Genomic DNA, 14,791 nt, shown 5'->3' on the forward strand with positions numbered 1-14,791 from the left:
CGCGGTGCCGTTAGCCCCCGACACGTGTTCGGCGCCCTTCCGTCGTGGGCCAGCGGAGCCGACCGGTGCGGGCTCCATGCCGGATCTCAACCCGTACCGGTGTCAGTCGGTGCGCTCGTCGTGCCGGCCGTACCCGCTGTGTCGGCGGCGGCGTCGGTGAGTGCGGCGTTGATCCGCCGGACGAGTTCGTCGGCCGGCACCGAGGTGTGGAGCACGGCCACCACGGGTTCGGCTGCATCCGCCCGGGTCTCGCCGCCGGCGGGCTCCGAGGGTGATTGCGCTGCCGGGTGCTTCTGGGATGGGTGTTCCCGTTCCTCCGCGGGCCGGTCCGGGGAGACGGTCTCCTGCCGGTCGGGGCCGACGGTGTCGGAGGCGCCGGTCGTATAGGGCGGGTTCGCCTGTCGGACCATGGCGAACGCCCGGTCGGCGAGGCGGTGTGCGTCCACCTCGCCGTCGCTGTGCAGCCACTGGCGCAGCACGTGGTTGTGGGCCGCCGCCACGGCCGCGCCGATGATGGGGGCGCGCATGTCGGCCGCTGGGTCTCCCGCCGCGTGCAGGCGCCCGCGCAGGAAGCGGGTGAACACCCGCTGGTACCGGTCCACGCTCGCGACCTCCTTGTCCCGAAGGGAGGTCACGGTGCGGGTGAGCCGGTAGCGCTTCAGGGACACGTCCGGGTCGGCGAGGTACGAGTCGAGGACGAGCCGGACCGCTCGGCACACCACGTCGACCGGCGCCTCCGCGGCGGGATCGGATTCGGCGAGGGTGCGTTCGATGTCGGCGAGCAGCTCGTCGTGGTTGGGGAAGATCGAGTCTTCCTTGGACCGGAAATAGCGGAAGAACGTACGCCTGCCGACCCCTGCGGCCGCCGCGATGTCGTCCACGGTCGTCGTGTCGTAGCCGTGGGCGAGGAACAGGTCGATCGCCGCGCGCGTGATGCTCCGCCGCACCTTGCGCCTGCCCGCGGCGGTACGCCCGGCGCGGGGGCGCGGGGAGTCCGGTTCCAGTGATGCGGCCTGTGTTGCGGCGGGCCGCGCCGGCGGCGAGGCCCGCGAAGACGGCGACGGCGATGACGCGGTGGCGGCCATGGCGGGAAAGATACCAGGAATCCCTTGCTAACGGCACTCAGTGCCACTAGCGTGAGAATGTACGTGGAGCGACGACGCACCGCAGGAGGACCGCGATGACCCTCGAACTGGACGAGTCCCAGGGCACCCGTCCCGACTACCGCGGCACGTACGGCTGGCCCGTCGAACAGCACGCGGGCGGGCAGCGGCTGATCACCGGCTCCGGGGTCGCAGCCGTCGTCGTGCCGCGCGCACTGTCCGACACGGTCCTGGCGGACCTGCGGAAACTCGACTGCGCCGGTCCCGCTCTCGCGCTACCGACCAGGCGGGAGCGCGTCACGGTGCTGCTGGCCGAGGCGGACGACTTCGGCACGATGCAGCAGCCGCTCCCCGGTGGGATCCGCGTGCTGCCCGCCGGATCGGTCGTGCCCCTGCCGGACGGCAGGCACGAATGTGCGGCCCGGTGGCTCGTCGCTCCGGATGCGGCCCGGCGCTGGCTGCCGAGCCTCGGCGCGGTGCTCGCGGCCGTTTCATCGGTGCCCGTCGGCGGACGCGGATCGGCCGAACACGGCATCCCGCGCGAACTGCTCAGCTGGTGACGTGGCCGTCCGGCCTGCGCCGGCCGGACGGAGATCGCACCCACCCCTACCCGGAGCCCCGGGTCGTCCGCGGTCCCGCGGCGTCTCGCCGACGGCTCGTCGCGACCGAGGGCGCGTGACCGACGAGGAGGCGGCCCACCGGGTGACCCCGGCGGACCGCCTCCTCGTCCGAGCGCCCGTGCAGCAGGCCGGGTCTCAGATGTCCACGCCGCGGCTGCGCAGCCACGGCAGCGGATCGATCTTGTTGCCGTTCTCGTGGATCTCGAAGTGCAGGTGCGGACCGGTCGACTGACCGCGGTTGCCCATCGTGGCGATCTGCTCGCCCACGGCGACCTGCTGGCCCACCGACACGGTCGCCTGGTCGATGTGGCCGTACACCGAGATCAGACCGTCGGAGTGCTGCACGCGCACCCACATGCCGAAACCGCTCGCCGGGCCGGCGTCGATCACCTCACCCGGCAGCGTCGAGTGGATCGGCGTGCCGATGCTGTTGGCGATGTCGATCCCGTAGTGGACCGTGCCCCATCGGGCGCCGTATTCGGAGGTCAGCTCGCCCTCGGCGGGCTTGGCGGCACCGCCGGTGCTGACCTGTGCGGTGGCAGCCGAGAGCCGGTCGATCTCGGACTGCGCCTCCTGCTTCTTGGCCTTCGCCGCCCCGAAGGCGCGCTGCGCCTCCGTTTTCGCCGACTCCGCCGCCTGTTCGTTGCTGGACGCTTCGCGCAGGGCTGCGGTGGCCTCGCGCTGCGAGGCACGCCGTTTGTCGAGCGCGGCACGCATCCGGTCGAGGACGCTGAGCTGATCGTCGCTGATCGCGTTCAGCAGCGACGAGCGCTCCAGCATCTCGGTCGCGCTCTCCGCTCCGAGGTAGGCCGAGATCGAGCCGACCGTGCTGCCCTGCCGGAAGCTCGCGGAGGCGAACCGGTCGACGTCGCCGCGCATGCCGCGCACGCGTGCGGCCGCGGACTCCGCCGCGCCGCTGGCCTGCTCGGCACGCTCGCGGGCCTGTGTCGCGGCCTGCTGCGTGCGCTCGTGTTTGCGCTGTGCGTCGCTGTAACGCTGGTAGGTCTCGGCCAGTGCGGCCTGGGCCTCGCTCAGTTGATTGCGCGCGGCCTCCAGGTCGCCGGGGGACTCCTGGCCCTGGACCGGGGTGGTCGGGGCGATGACCAGCGCCAGTGTTGCCAGCGCCACGGCCGCCGCCCGGCTGAGCGCGTGGGGCGCACTCATGCGGGGTCTCCAATTGTGTTGTCGGACGCGCCGGGGGACACGCGTCACTCGGGTCGGGGAGGGCACCGAGAATGCGCACTCGGACGGGCGGGGTCCAGCGCCTTTGAGAAACACCACAACGGTTCGATCACGGGAACGCCTCGATCCGACACCCGGTGATCACGGATATGCGCACCGTGCCGGTCACGGGCCGGTGTCGACGCGCGGCCTCAACCGCCGGAAGGCCGGTGCGCGTCGGCTGCACCGGCGAGAGGTTCGGTGTGCACCGTCGCGGCGGTCAATCGGGGGACGGCTGCCATGAGTGCGCGTTCGACCTCGTGGGAGATCGCATGCGCGGACGTGACGTCGAGCGTGCCATCCACGGCCACGTCCAATTCGGCCCGGAGGCTGTGGCCCAGCCAGCGCACGCGCACCTGCCGGACGGCCTCGACCCCCGACACCGCGGCCGCGGTGTGTTCGACGCGTTCGGTGACGTCGGGCTCGACGGCGTCCATGAGCCTGCCCAGTACCTCCCGTGCGGCGCCGCGAAGCACGGCGAGGATCGCGACCGTGATGAGCAGGCCGATGATCGGATCGGCCAGCGGGAATCCGGCCATGCTGCCGAGCGCGCCGATGACGACGGCCAGCGAGGTGAACCCGTCGGTCCTGGCGTGCAGCCCGTCGGCGACCAGCGCTGCGGACCCGATCTCCCTTCCGATGCGGATCCGGTAGCGGGCGACGAGTTCGTTGCCCGCGAAGCCCGCGAGACCCGCGATCATCGCCACCCAGGCATGGGTCATGGGCTGCGGGTCGAACAGCCTGCTCACGGATTCGTATCCGGCGAGTGCCGCCGAGGCGGCGATGAGTGCGACCACGACGATGCCCGCGAGGTCCTCGGCGCGGCCGAAGCCGTAGGTGTACCGGCGCGAGGCCGCGCGCCTGCCCAGCACGAACGCGATGGCCAAGGGGATCGACGTCAGGGCGTCGGCGAAGTTGTGGATCGTGTCGCTCAGCAGCGCCACGGACCCGGTGATCAGCACGATGCCGAGCTGGATCACGGCGGTGAGCATGAGGCCGGCGAACGACCACGCGAGGGCGCGCAGACCCTTCGTGCTCGTTTCGAGCGCGGTGTCGACGCGGTCGGCGGAATCGTGGCTGTGCGGCGTCACCAGGTGCCGCAGCCGGGACGCGATACTTCCGCCGTGCCCGTGCCCGTGCCCGTGCCCGTGCCCGTGCCCGTGCCCGTGCCCGTGCGGGTGGTCGTGCTCGTCGGGTCCGTGGGGTGTGTGCTGACGTGTCACAGGATCACTATCTGCGTACTCACGCAGATAAGCAAGTGCGCAACCAAATGACGTGACGTACCGTGTTGCGTATGCACAGTTCCGTGCCCGATTTCGACATGCCGAACGACGAGCAGGTCAACCTGGCCGCGGAGTCGTTCCGGCTGCTCGCCGACCCGACGCGGATCAAGGTGCTCTGGGCGTTGCTGCAGGGCGAGTCGTCGGTCGCTTGCCTGGCCGAGCTGGCGGGCGCCGCCCCGACGGCCGTCAGTCAGCATCTGGCCAAGCTGCGGCTCGCGGGCCTGGTCACGGGTCGGCGCGAAGGTACGTTCGTCTACTACTCGGCTGCCAACAACCACGTGCGCGGGTTACTGGCGCAGGCGCTGTTCCACGCCGACCACATCGACCGGGACCTGCCGCCCGCAGCCGACCCCGCCGCGGACAACGCGCACCACGCGGTGTCCTGACCGGGCCGGAACTGCCGGCGTTGCCGGGTCGCGGTGAGCGCCCGGCGTCATGGGGATCGCGTGACGGCTCGCCGGTCGGAACCGCGCCCCGTGGCACGGCGCTGCATCAGTGTCCCGACATGCCACCGTCGACGGCGAGGGTGGAACCCGTGATGTACGACGAGGCCGGGCTCGCGAGGAAGACGACCGCCGTGTCGAGTTCGCGCTGCTCGCCCAGCCTGCCGAGCGTGGCGGTCTGCCGGACGAACGGCAGTAGCTTCTCTTCCGGGATCTCGGCGGTCATCTCGCTGACGAAATAGCCCGGTGCGATCGCGTTGACGCGGATGCCCCTGCGGCCCGACCACTGCTGGGAAAGGTCGCGGGTCAGTCCGATGACGCCCGCCTTGCTGGCGGCGTAGGAGGCCTGCGGGGCGAACGACTTGATCAGGCCGAGCACGCTCGCGATGTTGACGATGCTCGAGCCGGACTCCATTCGCTTCGCGCACGCCTGGGCGGCCAGGTAGGCGCCGCTGAGGTTGACGTCGACGACCCTGCGGAACTCCTCCGGGTCCTCCCTGAGGGCCGGGACGGCGGTGCCGACGCCGGCGTTGTTGATCAGCACGTCGATGCGGCCGAACTCGTCGACCGCCGCGGCCGCCATCGCCTCGACACTGGTCGCGTCGGCGACGTCGGTGGCGACCGTGAGTGCGCGCCTGCCGGTTTCGCGCACCCGCTCGGCCGTCTCGGCGAGGCGGCCGGTGCGCCGGGCCGCGAGGACCACGTCGGCCCCGGCCTCCGCGAGGGCGACGGCGAACCCCGCGCCCAGGCCCGAGCTCGCTCCTGTCACCACGGCGACCTTGTCGTCCAGGCGGAACAGATCCAGCACGCCGCTCATGCGATGTCTCCCTTCAGCGCGCGCAGCCCGCCCGCGGCCAGTGGCGCGACCGCCTCTCCGACGTGGTCGAAACCCTCGCCACGGGTCATGCCCTGCTGATGCCGCGCGTGGATGCCCTCCGCCACCACGGCGATCTTGAAGTAGCCGAGGCCGAGGTAGAACTCCAACCGGCTCAGGTCGCGTCCGCTCGCATCGCCGTAGCGCTGCGCCACGGCACCGGCGGAGGGCAGCTTCGCGCTGGTCGAGGCCGCAGACCCGGCCAGCACCGGGGCGAACGACGGATCGGCGTAGACCAGGTAGAGGCCGAGGTCGGCGAGTGGATCGCCGAGGGTCGCCATCTCCCAGTCGACGACCGCGCGCACGCGCCCCGGATCGCCGGGATCGAGGATCGTGTTGTCGATGCGGTAGTCGCCGTGCACGATCGACGCCCCGCTCTCGGGTGGGCACAGCTGCGCCAGCCGGGTGTGCAGCGCGTCGATGTCCGGCAGGTCGCGGGTTCGCACGCGCTGCCACTGGTCGTACCACCGGCGCACCTGCCGTTCCAGGTACCCCGCAGGCTTGCCGAAGTCGCCGAGTCCCACCGAATCCGGGTCGACGGAGTGCAGCGACGCCAGTACGTCGACGAGCGCGTGCCCGCAGCGTTCGATGTCGGCGTCCGGCAGTTCGTGCAGCTGCCGCTCGGTGCGCAGCACGGGCCCGTCGACGTACTCGACCAGCGCGAACGGCACGTCCAGCACCGCGTCGTCGTAGGCCACCGCGGGTGCGACCGGCACGTCGGTCCCGGACAGGGCGGCGACGACCCGGTACTCGCGCAGCATGTCGTGTGCCGAAGGGGTCAGGTTGCCGAGCGGCGGCCTGCGCAGGACCCAGCGATGCGTGCCGTCGGTCAGCAGAAACGTGAGGTTCGACTTGCCGCCCGCGATCAACTCGGCATCCAGCGTGCCGCCGAAGCCCGGGACGTGGGCGGCGAAGAACTCGGTGAGTGCGGGCAGATCGAGACCGTCGGGCGACGATCCCGGCTGGCCTGCGGACGTCGCGGTCATCGGCGTACCTCCGTGTCGTGGCGGCGGAGCACCCGCCGCGCGATGGACCACCGGTGCGTCTCCGAGGGGCCGTCGTAGATGCGGAACGGCCGGACCTCGCGGAGGAACCGGCTCAACAGCACGTCGCCGGAGACGCCGAGCGATCCGCAGATCTGCAGTGAGCGGTCCACCACCCGCCAGATCGCCTCCGCGCAGAACGTCTTCGCCACCGCGGTCGACTGTGCCGCCGACCGGCCCTGGTCGAGTTCCCAGCACGCCTGCGTGATGAGCCCGCGCGAGGCGGCGATGTCGATCTCGTTGTCGGCGATCATCTGCTGCACCATGCCGAGTTCGCCGAGCCGGGAGCCGAACGCCTCGCGGTCAGCCGCGCGGGCGACCGCGATGTCCTGCGAGCGCCGGGCGATGCCGAGCCAGCGCATGCAGTGCGTCATGCGGGCGGGACCGAGGCGTACCTGGGCGTACCGGAACCCCTCGTCGACCTCGCCGAGAACCGCGTCGTCGGGTACCCGGCAGTCCTCGAACAGCACCTCGAGGTGTCCGCCGTAGAGGCTCTCGTCGAGCGTGTCGATGTGGCGGACGAGCCGCATGCCGGGGTTGTCGGCGTCGACGAGGAACATCGTCGCGCCCGCCTTCCCGGCGTCGGTGCCGGACGTCCGCGCCATGCAGATCGCGTAGGCCGCGCCGTCGGCACCGGTGATGAACCACTTGTGCCCGTTGATCCGCCAACCGCCCTCCTCGCGCTCGGCGACGGTGGTGAGCGCGTTCGGGTCGGACCCGGCACCCGGCGCGGGCTCGGTCATCGCGAAGCACGACCGCACCTCGCCGGTCGCCAGCGGGCGCAGGTAGCGCTCCTTCTGCTGGTCCGTGGCGATCGCCTCGAGCAGGTGCATGTTGCCCTCGTCGGGCGCCGCGATGTTGAGCGCGAGCGGGCCGAACAGCGAGTACCCGGCCGCCTCGAACACGGCGGCACGGCCGCGCATGTCGAGGCCGTGGCCGCCGTACTCGTGGGAGACGTGCGGGGCGAACACCCCGGCGTCCTTGGCAGCCCGTTGCAGCTCGGTGCGGACGTCCTCGGTGCGGGCGACGCCGCCGTGCCGTTCCTCGAGGGGAATGACGACGTCGCGTACGAAGGCCGTCGTCCGTTCGACGAGTTCGGCGACGTCGGGAGTAGGGCTGAGGTCGACGGCCATGGGCGACTCCCGTTCGGCTAATAGCTGTTAGCCGGAACTGTAGATGTCACGCCGCATCCTGGGCAAGTGTGGTTCCAGAAGGCGACATGTACGTGACGATCGGCTACGATCAATTAGCCACACCGGCCGGACTGGATCGAGGAGGGGCCGTGGACCGGTTCGACGACATCCGTGCGGCCGCTCTCGACCTGTTCACCGGACGGGGCTTCCACGCCACCACGATGGCCGACATCGGCGCGGCCGTCGGCATGCGCGGGCCCAGCCTGTACAAGCACGTCGAGTCCAAACAGGACCTGCTGGCGCGCATCATGACGACGACGATGGAGGCGCTGCTGGCGGGATACCGCACCGCCGTGGCGAGTTCCGACGATCCGGCGCAGCGGCTGCGGCGGGCGACCGAGGCGCATGTGCGCTACCACGCACGGCACCGGCTCGAGGCGTTCGTCGGCAACCGCGAGATCCGCAGCCTCGTCGAACCCCATCGCGCCCGCGTGCTGACGTTGCGTGCCGAGTACGAACACGGCTTCCGGGATCTCGTGGCCGACGGGGTGGCCGAGGGGGTGTTCCACGTCGACTCGGCGCGGCTCGCCTCCTACGCCGTGCTCGATCTCGGCATGGGCGTGTCTGCGTGGTACCGCGAGGACGGCGAACTCACCGAGGACGCGGTGGTCTGGCAGTACAGCACGTTCGCGCTGCGCCTGGTGGGCCATCGGGGGCAGGAGCGGCTCTCGCGGCCGTCCCCGGCATGACGACGGGTCGGCGCCCGCCCAGCGGCGAGCACCGACCCGGGAGTTCGTCGGTCCGTGTCAGGAATCGAGGTCGACGGACTGGAACGTCTCGTAGTAGTCCGGCGTGTAGTAGAACTCGCCGCCGTCGCCGGCGATCACTCGGTCCGAGTAGCCGACGTGGAACAGCTGGTAGTAGCCGTCCTCGCAATCCGGCAGGATGCCCTCCCGGTTCTCGTAGGTCTCGCCGGTCCGGCCGTTGCGCGCGTCCTCCACGGCCGCCCGTGCGTCCGCGGGCAGCGAGGACAGGGCCACAGTCTCCAGGTCCGAGGCCTCACCGCAGCCCGGCTCGGGCTCCGGTTCGGGGGTGGGGGTGGTGGACCCGTCGCCGAAGATCTCGCCCGCCCATTCGGGGTGGTCGATGAACGGGTTCCGGTTGTTCTGGAACTGCTCGTAGATGACGTCGTTCCGCTGGCGTTCCATGTCGCTCACCGGGTCGGCGGCGTGCCAGTCGAGCAGCACGGAGCTGCGTCCCATCCGGGGCTGCGACCCGTTGTCGACCTGGTCGTTGAGCTCGAGGTCGGGAGCGCCGTCCTCACCCTCGTAGCGCACCGCCATGTAGAAGATCATGCGAGCGACGTCGCCCTTGACCTCGTCACGTGGTTCGTACGAGTCGTCGTCGGTGAAGTTGCCGGGTGCACCGTCGACCTCACTGCCCCCGTTGTCGAAGTCCTTGTTCCCACGGGCACTGTTGACCTGTACGTCCGTCGGGCGGAGGTGGTGGGCGTCGGCGCCCGGCCCGGACGTGCCGAAGTCGCCGTGCGACTTGGCCCAGACGTGCTCCCGGTTCCAGTCGCCACTGCCGCCGCCGTTGGCGTCCTTGCTCCGGGACTCGCCGCTGTAGAGCAGGACGACGTTGTTCGGGTCGTTCGGGTCCTCGTCGCTCGCCTTGATCGCGTCCCACACCTCGTCGTACGACAGCTGGGTGCTGTCGCTGATGATGTCGTTGAGTGCCGTCTTCAGTTCGTCGCCGGTCAGGCCTTCGGCGGCGTCGTAGTAACCGGCCGGCACGTCCGCCGTCGCCGGAACCGGTGCGAGCATCCCCGCGGTGACGGCGAAAGCCGACAGGGCTCCCACCGCCCACCGGGTGGCACGTGTCCTCATCCCAGAGCCTCGTTTCTGCAGTCGTCACACAGGGGCGGACGTCACTTTCACACGAAAGAGCAAAATGAAATAACCGACGAACGTCTGCCGGTCAATGAACAGGCCGTTACGGGGGTGCGATGCGCAGGAGTCTTTGCGATTACTGGGCTGTTCGGACCATTGCCGCTGGGCTGGCCGGACGTGTCAGCCCAGGTGGAGCGCAGGGTCGCCGGCGGGAGAATTGTCCGTAGCGGCCCGAATCGGACCGGTTCGAACTCGTGGGGGAATTCTTCCCCCGAGTACATCTTTCATCTCTTGTGCGGGTGTCGACCGAGGCTGTTCGGTTCTATTCTGACGCCGCCGAAACGGGCGAAAAGGGCGCGTGTCGGCGCATGTCCGAACGAGACGAGATGGGAGCCGTCGGATGACGATGCGGAAGGTGGCGGTCGCAGCAGGCGCGGCCGTGGTCGCACTCGGACTGTCCACAGCGGTGCCTGCGCAGGTCGGTGCGATGGAGGCGCCGACGCAGCAGCAGGCGGCGCCGTGGCTGGCCGCGCAGGCGGGTGAGGTCACGCTCGATGTCGACTACCAGGTCCAGGAGACGTCCTACTGGTGCGGGCCGGCGGCCACCCGGATCGCGCTGTCGGCGAAAGGTGTGCAGCGGAGTCAGGCTGACCTGGCGGCGGAACTGGGTACGCACACCGGTGGTACGGACCACATCAGCCAGGTCACGTCGGTGATGAACAACTACGTCGGCGGTTACGCGACGACGGAGATGCCCAACGATCCGCCGACGCAGGCACAGAAGGACCGGTTGTGGAACGACATCGTCACCGACATCAACGCCGGTGACGCGATCGTGGCCAACATCGTGGCCCCGCCGGGGAACCAGCCTCCCGGCTACCCGTCGGACCAGACGATCTACCACTACTTCACCGTGGTCGGTTACGACGACCGGAACGGTACGGTGCAGATCGCGGACCCCGCGTCGTTCAGCGGATACCAGATGTACTGGCTTTCCTTCGACCAGCTCGCCTCGCTGATCCCGCCGAAGGGCTACAGCTCCTGAGGAGCGGTTCCTGGCGCACTCGACCGGTGGGCGTGCGATTCCCCGGACGCACGCCCACCGGCCCGTGTTCGCGGCCGAAACGCGGCCGCACGCTGTGCCGTCGCGGGGGCGCGGTGCGACAGCGAGCCGGCAGTGCCCGGTCCCGTCGACACCGGTGCTGTCGCGTCGCGGCCGGGTGTCGTGGGTGACTGTCCCGGCGTGCCCCCGCCTCGGTCGGTGTCGGCGCAGTCGCGGACGGACCGGTAGGACGGCGTTGGACAGGCTGATCACGGCAGAGTGAGGGCCCCGCGCTGTCGGCGGCCGGGGCCGGTCGAGCGGCAGCGGCCCGCTCCCGCCCTGTTATTTATTCTCGAACCGAGGATCGAAATGTAGTGAATCCTTGGTTTCTGTATCTTGTCGATTGTTTCGACGTGGTGACAGGCTGTTCTCGGAGGGTGTCTCTGGGTAGCTCACCCGATGAATTTCCGGAATGGCTACTAAACTGGAGCTCGGTTTTCCTTGCCGCCGCCAGAAAGGTGGACCGAGGTGCCTTCTATCCAGGTGGAAAACCTCTACAAGGTGTTCGGTCGCCGTGCTGACGAGGCTGTCCGAGCCCTGTTGAGTGAGGACGGTTCCGCCGATGCGGTGCCGGGAACGACCGCAGCCGTCGTCGATGCGTCGTTCGATGTGCGTTCCGGAGAGATTTTCGTCGTGATGGGTCTTTCCGGGTCCGGAAAATCGACATTGATTCGGATGCTGAATGGAATCCTACCCGTTACCCACGGGCGGGTTTATCTGGACGACGTCGAGATAACCGCAATGTCGGCGCGCCAGATCCGCGACATGCGCAAGCGGCGCATGAGCATGGTCTTTCAGCACTTCGCACTGTTTCCGCACCGGACCGTGTTGCAGAACGCGGCATACGGTTTGCAGATCCAGGGGCTGGGCAAGGAGGAACGTCTCGAACGGGCGCAGCGGGCGCTGTCCATGGTCGGGCTCGACGGCTGGGAGGACCGGCTTCCGGAACAGCTCTCCGGCGGTATGCAGCAGCGGGTCGGGCTCGCGCGCGCACTCGCCGCGGACACGGACGTCCTGTTGATGGACGAGGCGTTCAGCGCCCTGGATCCGCTGATCCGCCGGGAGATGCAGGATCAGCTGCTGGCCCTGCAGCAGCAACTCGGCAAGACGATCGTGTTCATCACGCACGACCTGAACGAGGCGATGCGACTCGGTGACCGGATCGCCGTGATGCGGCGCGGCCGGATCGTGCAGATCGGCACGGCCGAGGCCATTCTCACGGCGCCGGCCGACCCCTACGTCTCGGAATTCGTCCGGGACGTCGACCGGGCCCGCGTTCTGACGGCGCGGTCGGTGATGGACAAGCCGCTCCACGCCGTCCCGTCGTCGGCCTCCCCGGACGAGGCGCTTCGCCTGATGCGGCAGCAGCACGTGCCGACGGTGCTGGTGGTCGACGCCGTGGGCGCACCTGCCGGTGCGGTACAGGAGACGGACGCGAACGAGGCGGTCCGGAACGGGCGATCGACCGTGCAGTCGGTGCAACGGCCCGTGACGAGTGTGCCTGCCGACACGGCCGTGAGTGAGCTCTTCACCGCAGCCTCGGGGCCGCTGCCGTTGGCGGTCGTGGACGAACGCGGAACGTTGATCGGAGTCGTGCACCAGTCGGCGCTGCTCGCGGCGCTGGGCGAGGTCGAGCACGCTCCCGACCGCACCGGATCTGAGGAGGATCGCTGATGCGCGCAGTACCGGCTGTCACGGACTGGGAGGTGCCGAGGATTCCCCTCGGGGACTGGTTCTCCGAACTCGTCGCGTGGTTACAGGACAACCTGGGGGAGCTGTTCGATGCGATCTCGGAAGGGCTCGAATCCTCGGTCACCTCGCTGGCCGACCTGCTGACCTGGGCTCCGACGTGGGTGATGATCCTCGTCTTCGCGTTGCTGGCTCTGTGGCTGCGCGGGTGGAAATTCGGACTGGCCGCACTGATCGGCTTCGCCCTGCTGGACGGACTGAATTCCTACGGCAGTGCGATGGAGACGCTGTCGCTCGTGCTGTTGGCCGGCATCGTGGCGGTGATCGTGGCCGTCCCACTCGGCATACTCGGCGCGCGCAGTGACACCGCGAGCAGGATGATCAAGCCGGTCATGGACTTCCTGCAGACCGTGCCGCAGTTCATCTACCTGATCCCCGCCGTGATCTTCTTCGGCATCGGCGTCGGCCCCGGCGTCGTCGCGACCGTGATGTTCGCGCTCGCCCCCGGAGTGCGGCTCACCGAACTGGGTATCCGGCAGGTCGATCGGGAGATGGTCGAGGCGGGGGAGGCGTTCGGCTCGTCACCTGCACGCATTCTCACGGGAATCCAGATTCCCCTGGCCATGCCGTCGATCATGGCGGGCGTCAACCAGATCATCATGCTGTCGCTGTCGATGGTCGTCATCGCCGGCATGGTCGGCACGCCGGGGCTCGGGGCCGACGTCTTCGAGGCCACGACCCGGCTCCAGCTCGGCGCGGGATTCGAGTACGGCGTGAGTGTCGTGATCCTCGCCATCTATCTCGACCGCATCACCGCGTCGTTGTCCGCGAAATCCGCGGTCAGTCGAGCACGCCGGCTCGCAGGAGCGGCGTGAGCACCGGGCGCGGCCCTCGGTGAAAGGAGGACGGACGGATGAGAAGGAGAACACCACGCACGTTGTCTGCGGTATTGGCGGCGCTGCTGGTCATGGTCACCGGCGCCTGCGGTGGCGGTGACGACGGCGGTGACGACGGCGGCGGCGGCGGAGAGGAAGGCGGCGGTGGCGATCTCACCATCGGCTACATCGCATGGGACGAGAACATCGCGCTGGCCAACTTGTTCAAAGCACAACTGGATGAACGCGGCTACAGCGTGAACCTCCGCCAGCTCGATGTCGCGCCGACCTGGCAGGCGGTCGCGCAAGGCGAGATCGACCTGTTCCAGGACGCGTGGCTGCCCACCACGCACTCGGACTACTGGGCGCAGTACCGCGACCAGGTCGAGGACCTCGGCGTCTGGTACGACCAGGCGACGCTCGACATCGCCGTGCCGGAGTACGTGCGCGATGTGAATTCGATCGCCGACCTGAAGGAGCATGCAGATCAATTCGGGGGCACCATCACGGGCATCGAGCCCGGTGCTGGTGAGACCCGGCTGGTCGAGACCGAGATGATCCCGGACTACGGGCTCGGTTCGGCGATGACGCTGCAGAAGTCGTCGACCACGGCGATGCTGTCTGCATTGGACAAGGCGATTCAGAACCAGGAGCCCATCGTCGTGACGCTGTGGCACCCGCACTGGGCGTACTCCCGTTACGACCTGAAGGACCTCGAGGATCCCAAGGGGTCGATGGGCGAGGCGGAGAAGTTGCACATGATCGGCCGGGAGGGGTTCGGCGAGGACTTCCCCGAACTGTCCCGGGTCATCGAGAACTTCTCGTTGACCGACAAGCAGCTCGGTGACCTGGAGAACGCCATCCAGGAGGCGGGCGCGGGCCAGGAGCTGCAGGCCGCCCAGCAGTGGGGACAGCAGAACCAGGAGCTCATGGACAAGGCCTTCGGCCAGCTCCAGGGGCAGTGACGCGGTCGATGACGGTGCGGTGACGGCCGGCGCGGTGCGGGCAGGCGAGGACCTGCCGGCATCCGTCGGCCGCGCCGTGAACTACGCCGTGATCAGACCGCGAAGACCTGGTCGTCGTCGGCGAACGCCTTGAACTCGAGGGCGTTGCCGGCCGGATCCCGCAGGAACATCGTCCACTGCTCACCGGGCAGGCCTTCGAACCTCAGATACGGCTCGATGACGAAGGTCGTGCCGGCGGCGCGCAGCCGGTCGGCGAGCTCGTGGAACCCGGTCACGGTCAGCAGCAGTCCGAAATGCGGCACGGGAACGTCGTGACCGTCGACCGGGTTGTGGATCCCTTCCGAGCGGCCAGGGGCGAGGTGAGTGACGAACTGGTGACCGTGGAGGTTCCAGTCGATCCAGGTGTCGGAGCTGCGTCCCTGTTCGAGTCCGAGTACCTCGCCGTAGAAGTGCCGGGCGAGGTCGAGGTCGTCGACCGGCACGGCGAGGTGGAAGCGCGGGATGGGGGAGTCGAGGACGCTCACGGGTACCTCCTTGGTCGCGATCCT

15 protein-coding genes and 1 pseudogene are annotated in these 14,791 nt (G+C 69.3%); 7 read left to right on the plus strand and 9 right to left on the minus strand.

Going from position 1 to position 14,791, the window contains the following annotated elements:
* Nucleotides 1-86 precede the first annotated feature (86 nt).
* Nucleotides 87-1,085: a TetR family transcriptional regulator gene (locus LY40_RS26255; protein WP_307876981.1), complete on the minus strand. Its 999-nt coding sequence runs from the start codon at nucleotides 1,083-1,085 to the stop codon at nucleotides 87-89.
* A 95-nt stretch (nucleotides 1,086-1,180) separates the two neighbouring features.
* On the opposite strand from LY40_RS26255, the gene LY40_RS19835 reads away from it, so the two are divergent.
* Nucleotides 1,181-1,663, plus strand: a complete 483-nt coding sequence (locus tag LY40_RS19835; RefSeq protein ID WP_183784716.1) for a hypothetical protein — start codon at nucleotides 1,181-1,183, stop codon at nucleotides 1,661-1,663.
* 195 nt (nucleotides 1,664-1,858) lie between these two features.
* Here the strand turns inward: LY40_RS19835 and LY40_RS19840 are convergent, their stop codons facing one another.
* Nucleotides 1,859-2,887 carry a M23 family metallopeptidase gene (locus tag LY40_RS19840; RefSeq protein ID WP_258937790.1) on the minus strand — a complete coding sequence of 343 codons (1,029 nt, stop codon included), beginning with the start codon at nucleotides 2,885-2,887 and terminating at the stop codon, nucleotides 1,859-1,861.
* A gap of 209 nt (nucleotides 2,888-3,096) precedes the next feature.
* Nucleotides 3,097-4,167, minus strand: a complete 1,071-nt coding sequence (locus LY40_RS19845; RefSeq protein WP_258937791.1) for a cation diffusion facilitator family transporter — start codon at nucleotides 4,165-4,167, stop codon at nucleotides 3,097-3,099.
* A 71-nt stretch (nucleotides 4,168-4,238) separates the two neighbouring features.
* Between LY40_RS19845 and LY40_RS19850 the strand changes: the two genes are divergently transcribed.
* Nucleotides 4,239-4,613: an ArsR/SmtB family transcription factor gene (locus LY40_RS19850; RefSeq protein WP_258937792.1), complete on the plus strand. Its 375-nt coding sequence runs from the start codon at nucleotides 4,239-4,241 to the stop codon at nucleotides 4,611-4,613.
* A gap of 106 nt (nucleotides 4,614-4,719) precedes the next feature.
* Here the strand turns inward: LY40_RS19850 and LY40_RS19855 are convergent, their stop codons facing one another.
* From LY40_RS19855 to LY40_RS19865, 3 genes are read right to left on the minus strand one after another with little or no spacing between them, the layout of a single operon-like run.
* The gene (locus LY40_RS19855; RefSeq protein WP_258937793.1) at nucleotides 4,720-5,487 is read right to left on the minus strand and encodes an SDR family NAD(P)-dependent oxidoreductase; all 768 of its coding nucleotides are present in this window, start codon (nucleotides 5,485-5,487) and stop codon (nucleotides 4,720-4,722) included.
* Nucleotides 5,484-6,530, minus strand: a complete 1,047-nt coding sequence (locus tag LY40_RS19860; RefSeq protein WP_183787522.1) for a phosphotransferase family protein — start codon at nucleotides 6,528-6,530, stop codon at nucleotides 5,484-5,486. Before LY40_RS19860 ends, LY40_RS19855 begins: the two co-directional genes overlap by 4 nt.
* On the minus strand, nucleotides 6,527-7,720 hold the full coding sequence (locus tag LY40_RS19865) for an acyl-CoA dehydrogenase family protein (RefSeq protein WP_258937794.1): 1,194 nt from the start codon (nucleotides 7,718-7,720) through the stop codon (nucleotides 6,527-6,529). Before LY40_RS19865 ends, LY40_RS19860 begins: the two co-directional genes overlap by 4 nt.
* Before the next feature lie 149 nt (nucleotides 7,721-7,869).
* On the opposite strand from LY40_RS19865, the gene LY40_RS19870 reads away from it, so the two are divergent.
* Nucleotides 7,870-8,469, plus strand: a complete 600-nt coding sequence (locus LY40_RS19870; protein ID WP_258937795.1) for a TetR/AcrR family transcriptional regulator — start codon at nucleotides 7,870-7,872, stop codon at nucleotides 8,467-8,469.
* Between the two features lie 57 nt (nucleotides 8,470-8,526).
* Here the strand turns inward: LY40_RS19870 and LY40_RS19875 are convergent, their stop codons facing one another.
* Nucleotides 8,527-8,841 carry a ribonuclease domain-containing protein gene (locus tag LY40_RS19875; RefSeq protein WP_372497764.1) on the minus strand — a complete coding sequence of 105 codons (315 nt, stop codon included), beginning with the start codon at nucleotides 8,839-8,841 and terminating at the stop codon, nucleotides 8,527-8,529.
* Nucleotides 8,833-9,609, minus strand: a pseudogene (locus LY40_RS19880) (endonuclease I family protein); the annotation flags it as partial. The pseudogene LY40_RS19880 and the gene LY40_RS19875, both read right to left, overlap by 9 nt.
* 403 nt (nucleotides 9,610-10,012) lie before the next feature.
* Here LY40_RS19880 and LY40_RS19885 point away from each other — a divergent pair.
* The 4 genes from LY40_RS19885 to LY40_RS19900 all read left to right on the plus strand — a co-directional run bounded on the left by LY40_RS19885 (nucleotide 10,013) and on the right by LY40_RS19900 (nucleotide 14,243).
* Nucleotides 10,013-10,657, plus strand: a complete 645-nt coding sequence (locus tag LY40_RS19885; protein WP_183787526.1) for a C39 family peptidase — start codon at nucleotides 10,013-10,015, stop codon at nucleotides 10,655-10,657.
* A gap of 624 nt (nucleotides 10,658-11,281) precedes the next feature.
* Nucleotides 11,282-12,388: a quaternary amine ABC transporter ATP-binding protein gene (locus LY40_RS19890; RefSeq protein ID WP_372497765.1), complete on the plus strand. Its 1,107-nt coding sequence runs from the start codon at nucleotides 11,282-11,284 to the stop codon at nucleotides 12,386-12,388.
* Nucleotides 12,388-13,278 (plus strand): ABC transporter permease, encoded by an 891-nt coding sequence (locus tag LY40_RS19895; protein WP_183787528.1) that lies wholly within the window; start codon nucleotides 12,388-12,390, stop codon nucleotides 13,276-13,278. Before LY40_RS19890 ends, LY40_RS19895 begins: the two co-directional genes overlap by 1 nt.
* A gap of 38 nt (nucleotides 13,279-13,316) precedes the next feature.
* Nucleotides 13,317-14,243, plus strand: a complete 927-nt coding sequence (locus tag LY40_RS19900; RefSeq protein ID WP_183787529.1) for a glycine betaine ABC transporter substrate-binding protein — start codon at nucleotides 13,317-13,319, stop codon at nucleotides 14,241-14,243.
* A 92-nt stretch (nucleotides 14,244-14,335) separates the two neighbouring features.
* Here LY40_RS19900 and LY40_RS19905 read toward each other — a convergent pair whose 3' ends face one another.
* A complete protein-coding gene (locus LY40_RS19905) occupies nucleotides 14,336-14,767 on the minus strand; it encodes a VOC family protein (protein WP_258937796.1) in 432 nt (143 codons plus the stop codon).
* Between the last annotated feature and the right edge of the window lie 24 nt (nucleotides 14,768-14,791).

The sequence above is a fragment of the Prauserella salsuginis genome (genome assembly GCF_024648885.1).
Taxonomy (GTDB): Bacteria; Actinomycetota; Actinomycetes; order Mycobacteriales; family Pseudonocardiaceae; genus Prauserella; species Prauserella salsuginis.

What these genes read in the sequence shown, in the direction of transcription:
- LY40_RS26255 (WP_307876981.1), bottom strand. Translation starts at nt 1,085, where the DNA reads ATGGCCGCCACCGCGTCATCGCCGTCGCCGTCTTCGCGGGCCTCGCCG.
- LY40_RS19835 (WP_183784716.1), top strand. Translation starts at nt 1,181, where the DNA reads ATGACCCTCGAACTGGACGAGTCCCAGGGCACCCGTCCCGACTACCGC.
- LY40_RS19840 (WP_258937790.1), bottom strand. Translation starts at nt 2,887, where the DNA reads ATGAGTGCGCCCCACGCGCTCAGCCGGGCGGCGGCCGTGGCGCTGGCA.
- LY40_RS19850 (WP_258937792.1), top strand. Translation starts at nt 4,239, where the DNA reads ATGCACAGTTCCGTGCCCGATTTCGACATGCCGAACGACGAGCAGGTC.
- LY40_RS19855 (WP_258937793.1), bottom strand. Translation starts at nt 5,487, where the DNA reads ATGAGCGGCGTGCTGGATCTGTTCCGCCTGGACGACAAGGTCGCCGTG.
- LY40_RS19860 (WP_183787522.1), bottom strand. Translation starts at nt 6,530, where the DNA reads ATGACCGCGACGTCCGCAGGCCAGCCGGGATCGTCGCCCGACGGTCTC.
- LY40_RS19865 (WP_258937794.1), bottom strand. Translation starts at nt 7,720, where the DNA reads ATGGCCGTCGACCTCAGCCCTACTCCCGACGTCGCCGAACTCGTCGAA.
- LY40_RS19885 (WP_183787526.1), top strand. Translation starts at nt 10,013, where the DNA reads ATGACGATGCGGAAGGTGGCGGTCGCAGCAGGCGCGGCCGTGGTCGCA.
- LY40_RS19895 (WP_183787528.1), top strand. Translation starts at nt 12,388, where the DNA reads ATGCGCGCAGTACCGGCTGTCACGGACTGGGAGGTGCCGAGGATTCCC.
- LY40_RS19900 (WP_183787529.1), top strand. Translation starts at nt 13,317, where the DNA reads ATGAGAAGGAGAACACCACGCACGTTGTCTGCGGTATTGGCGGCGCTG.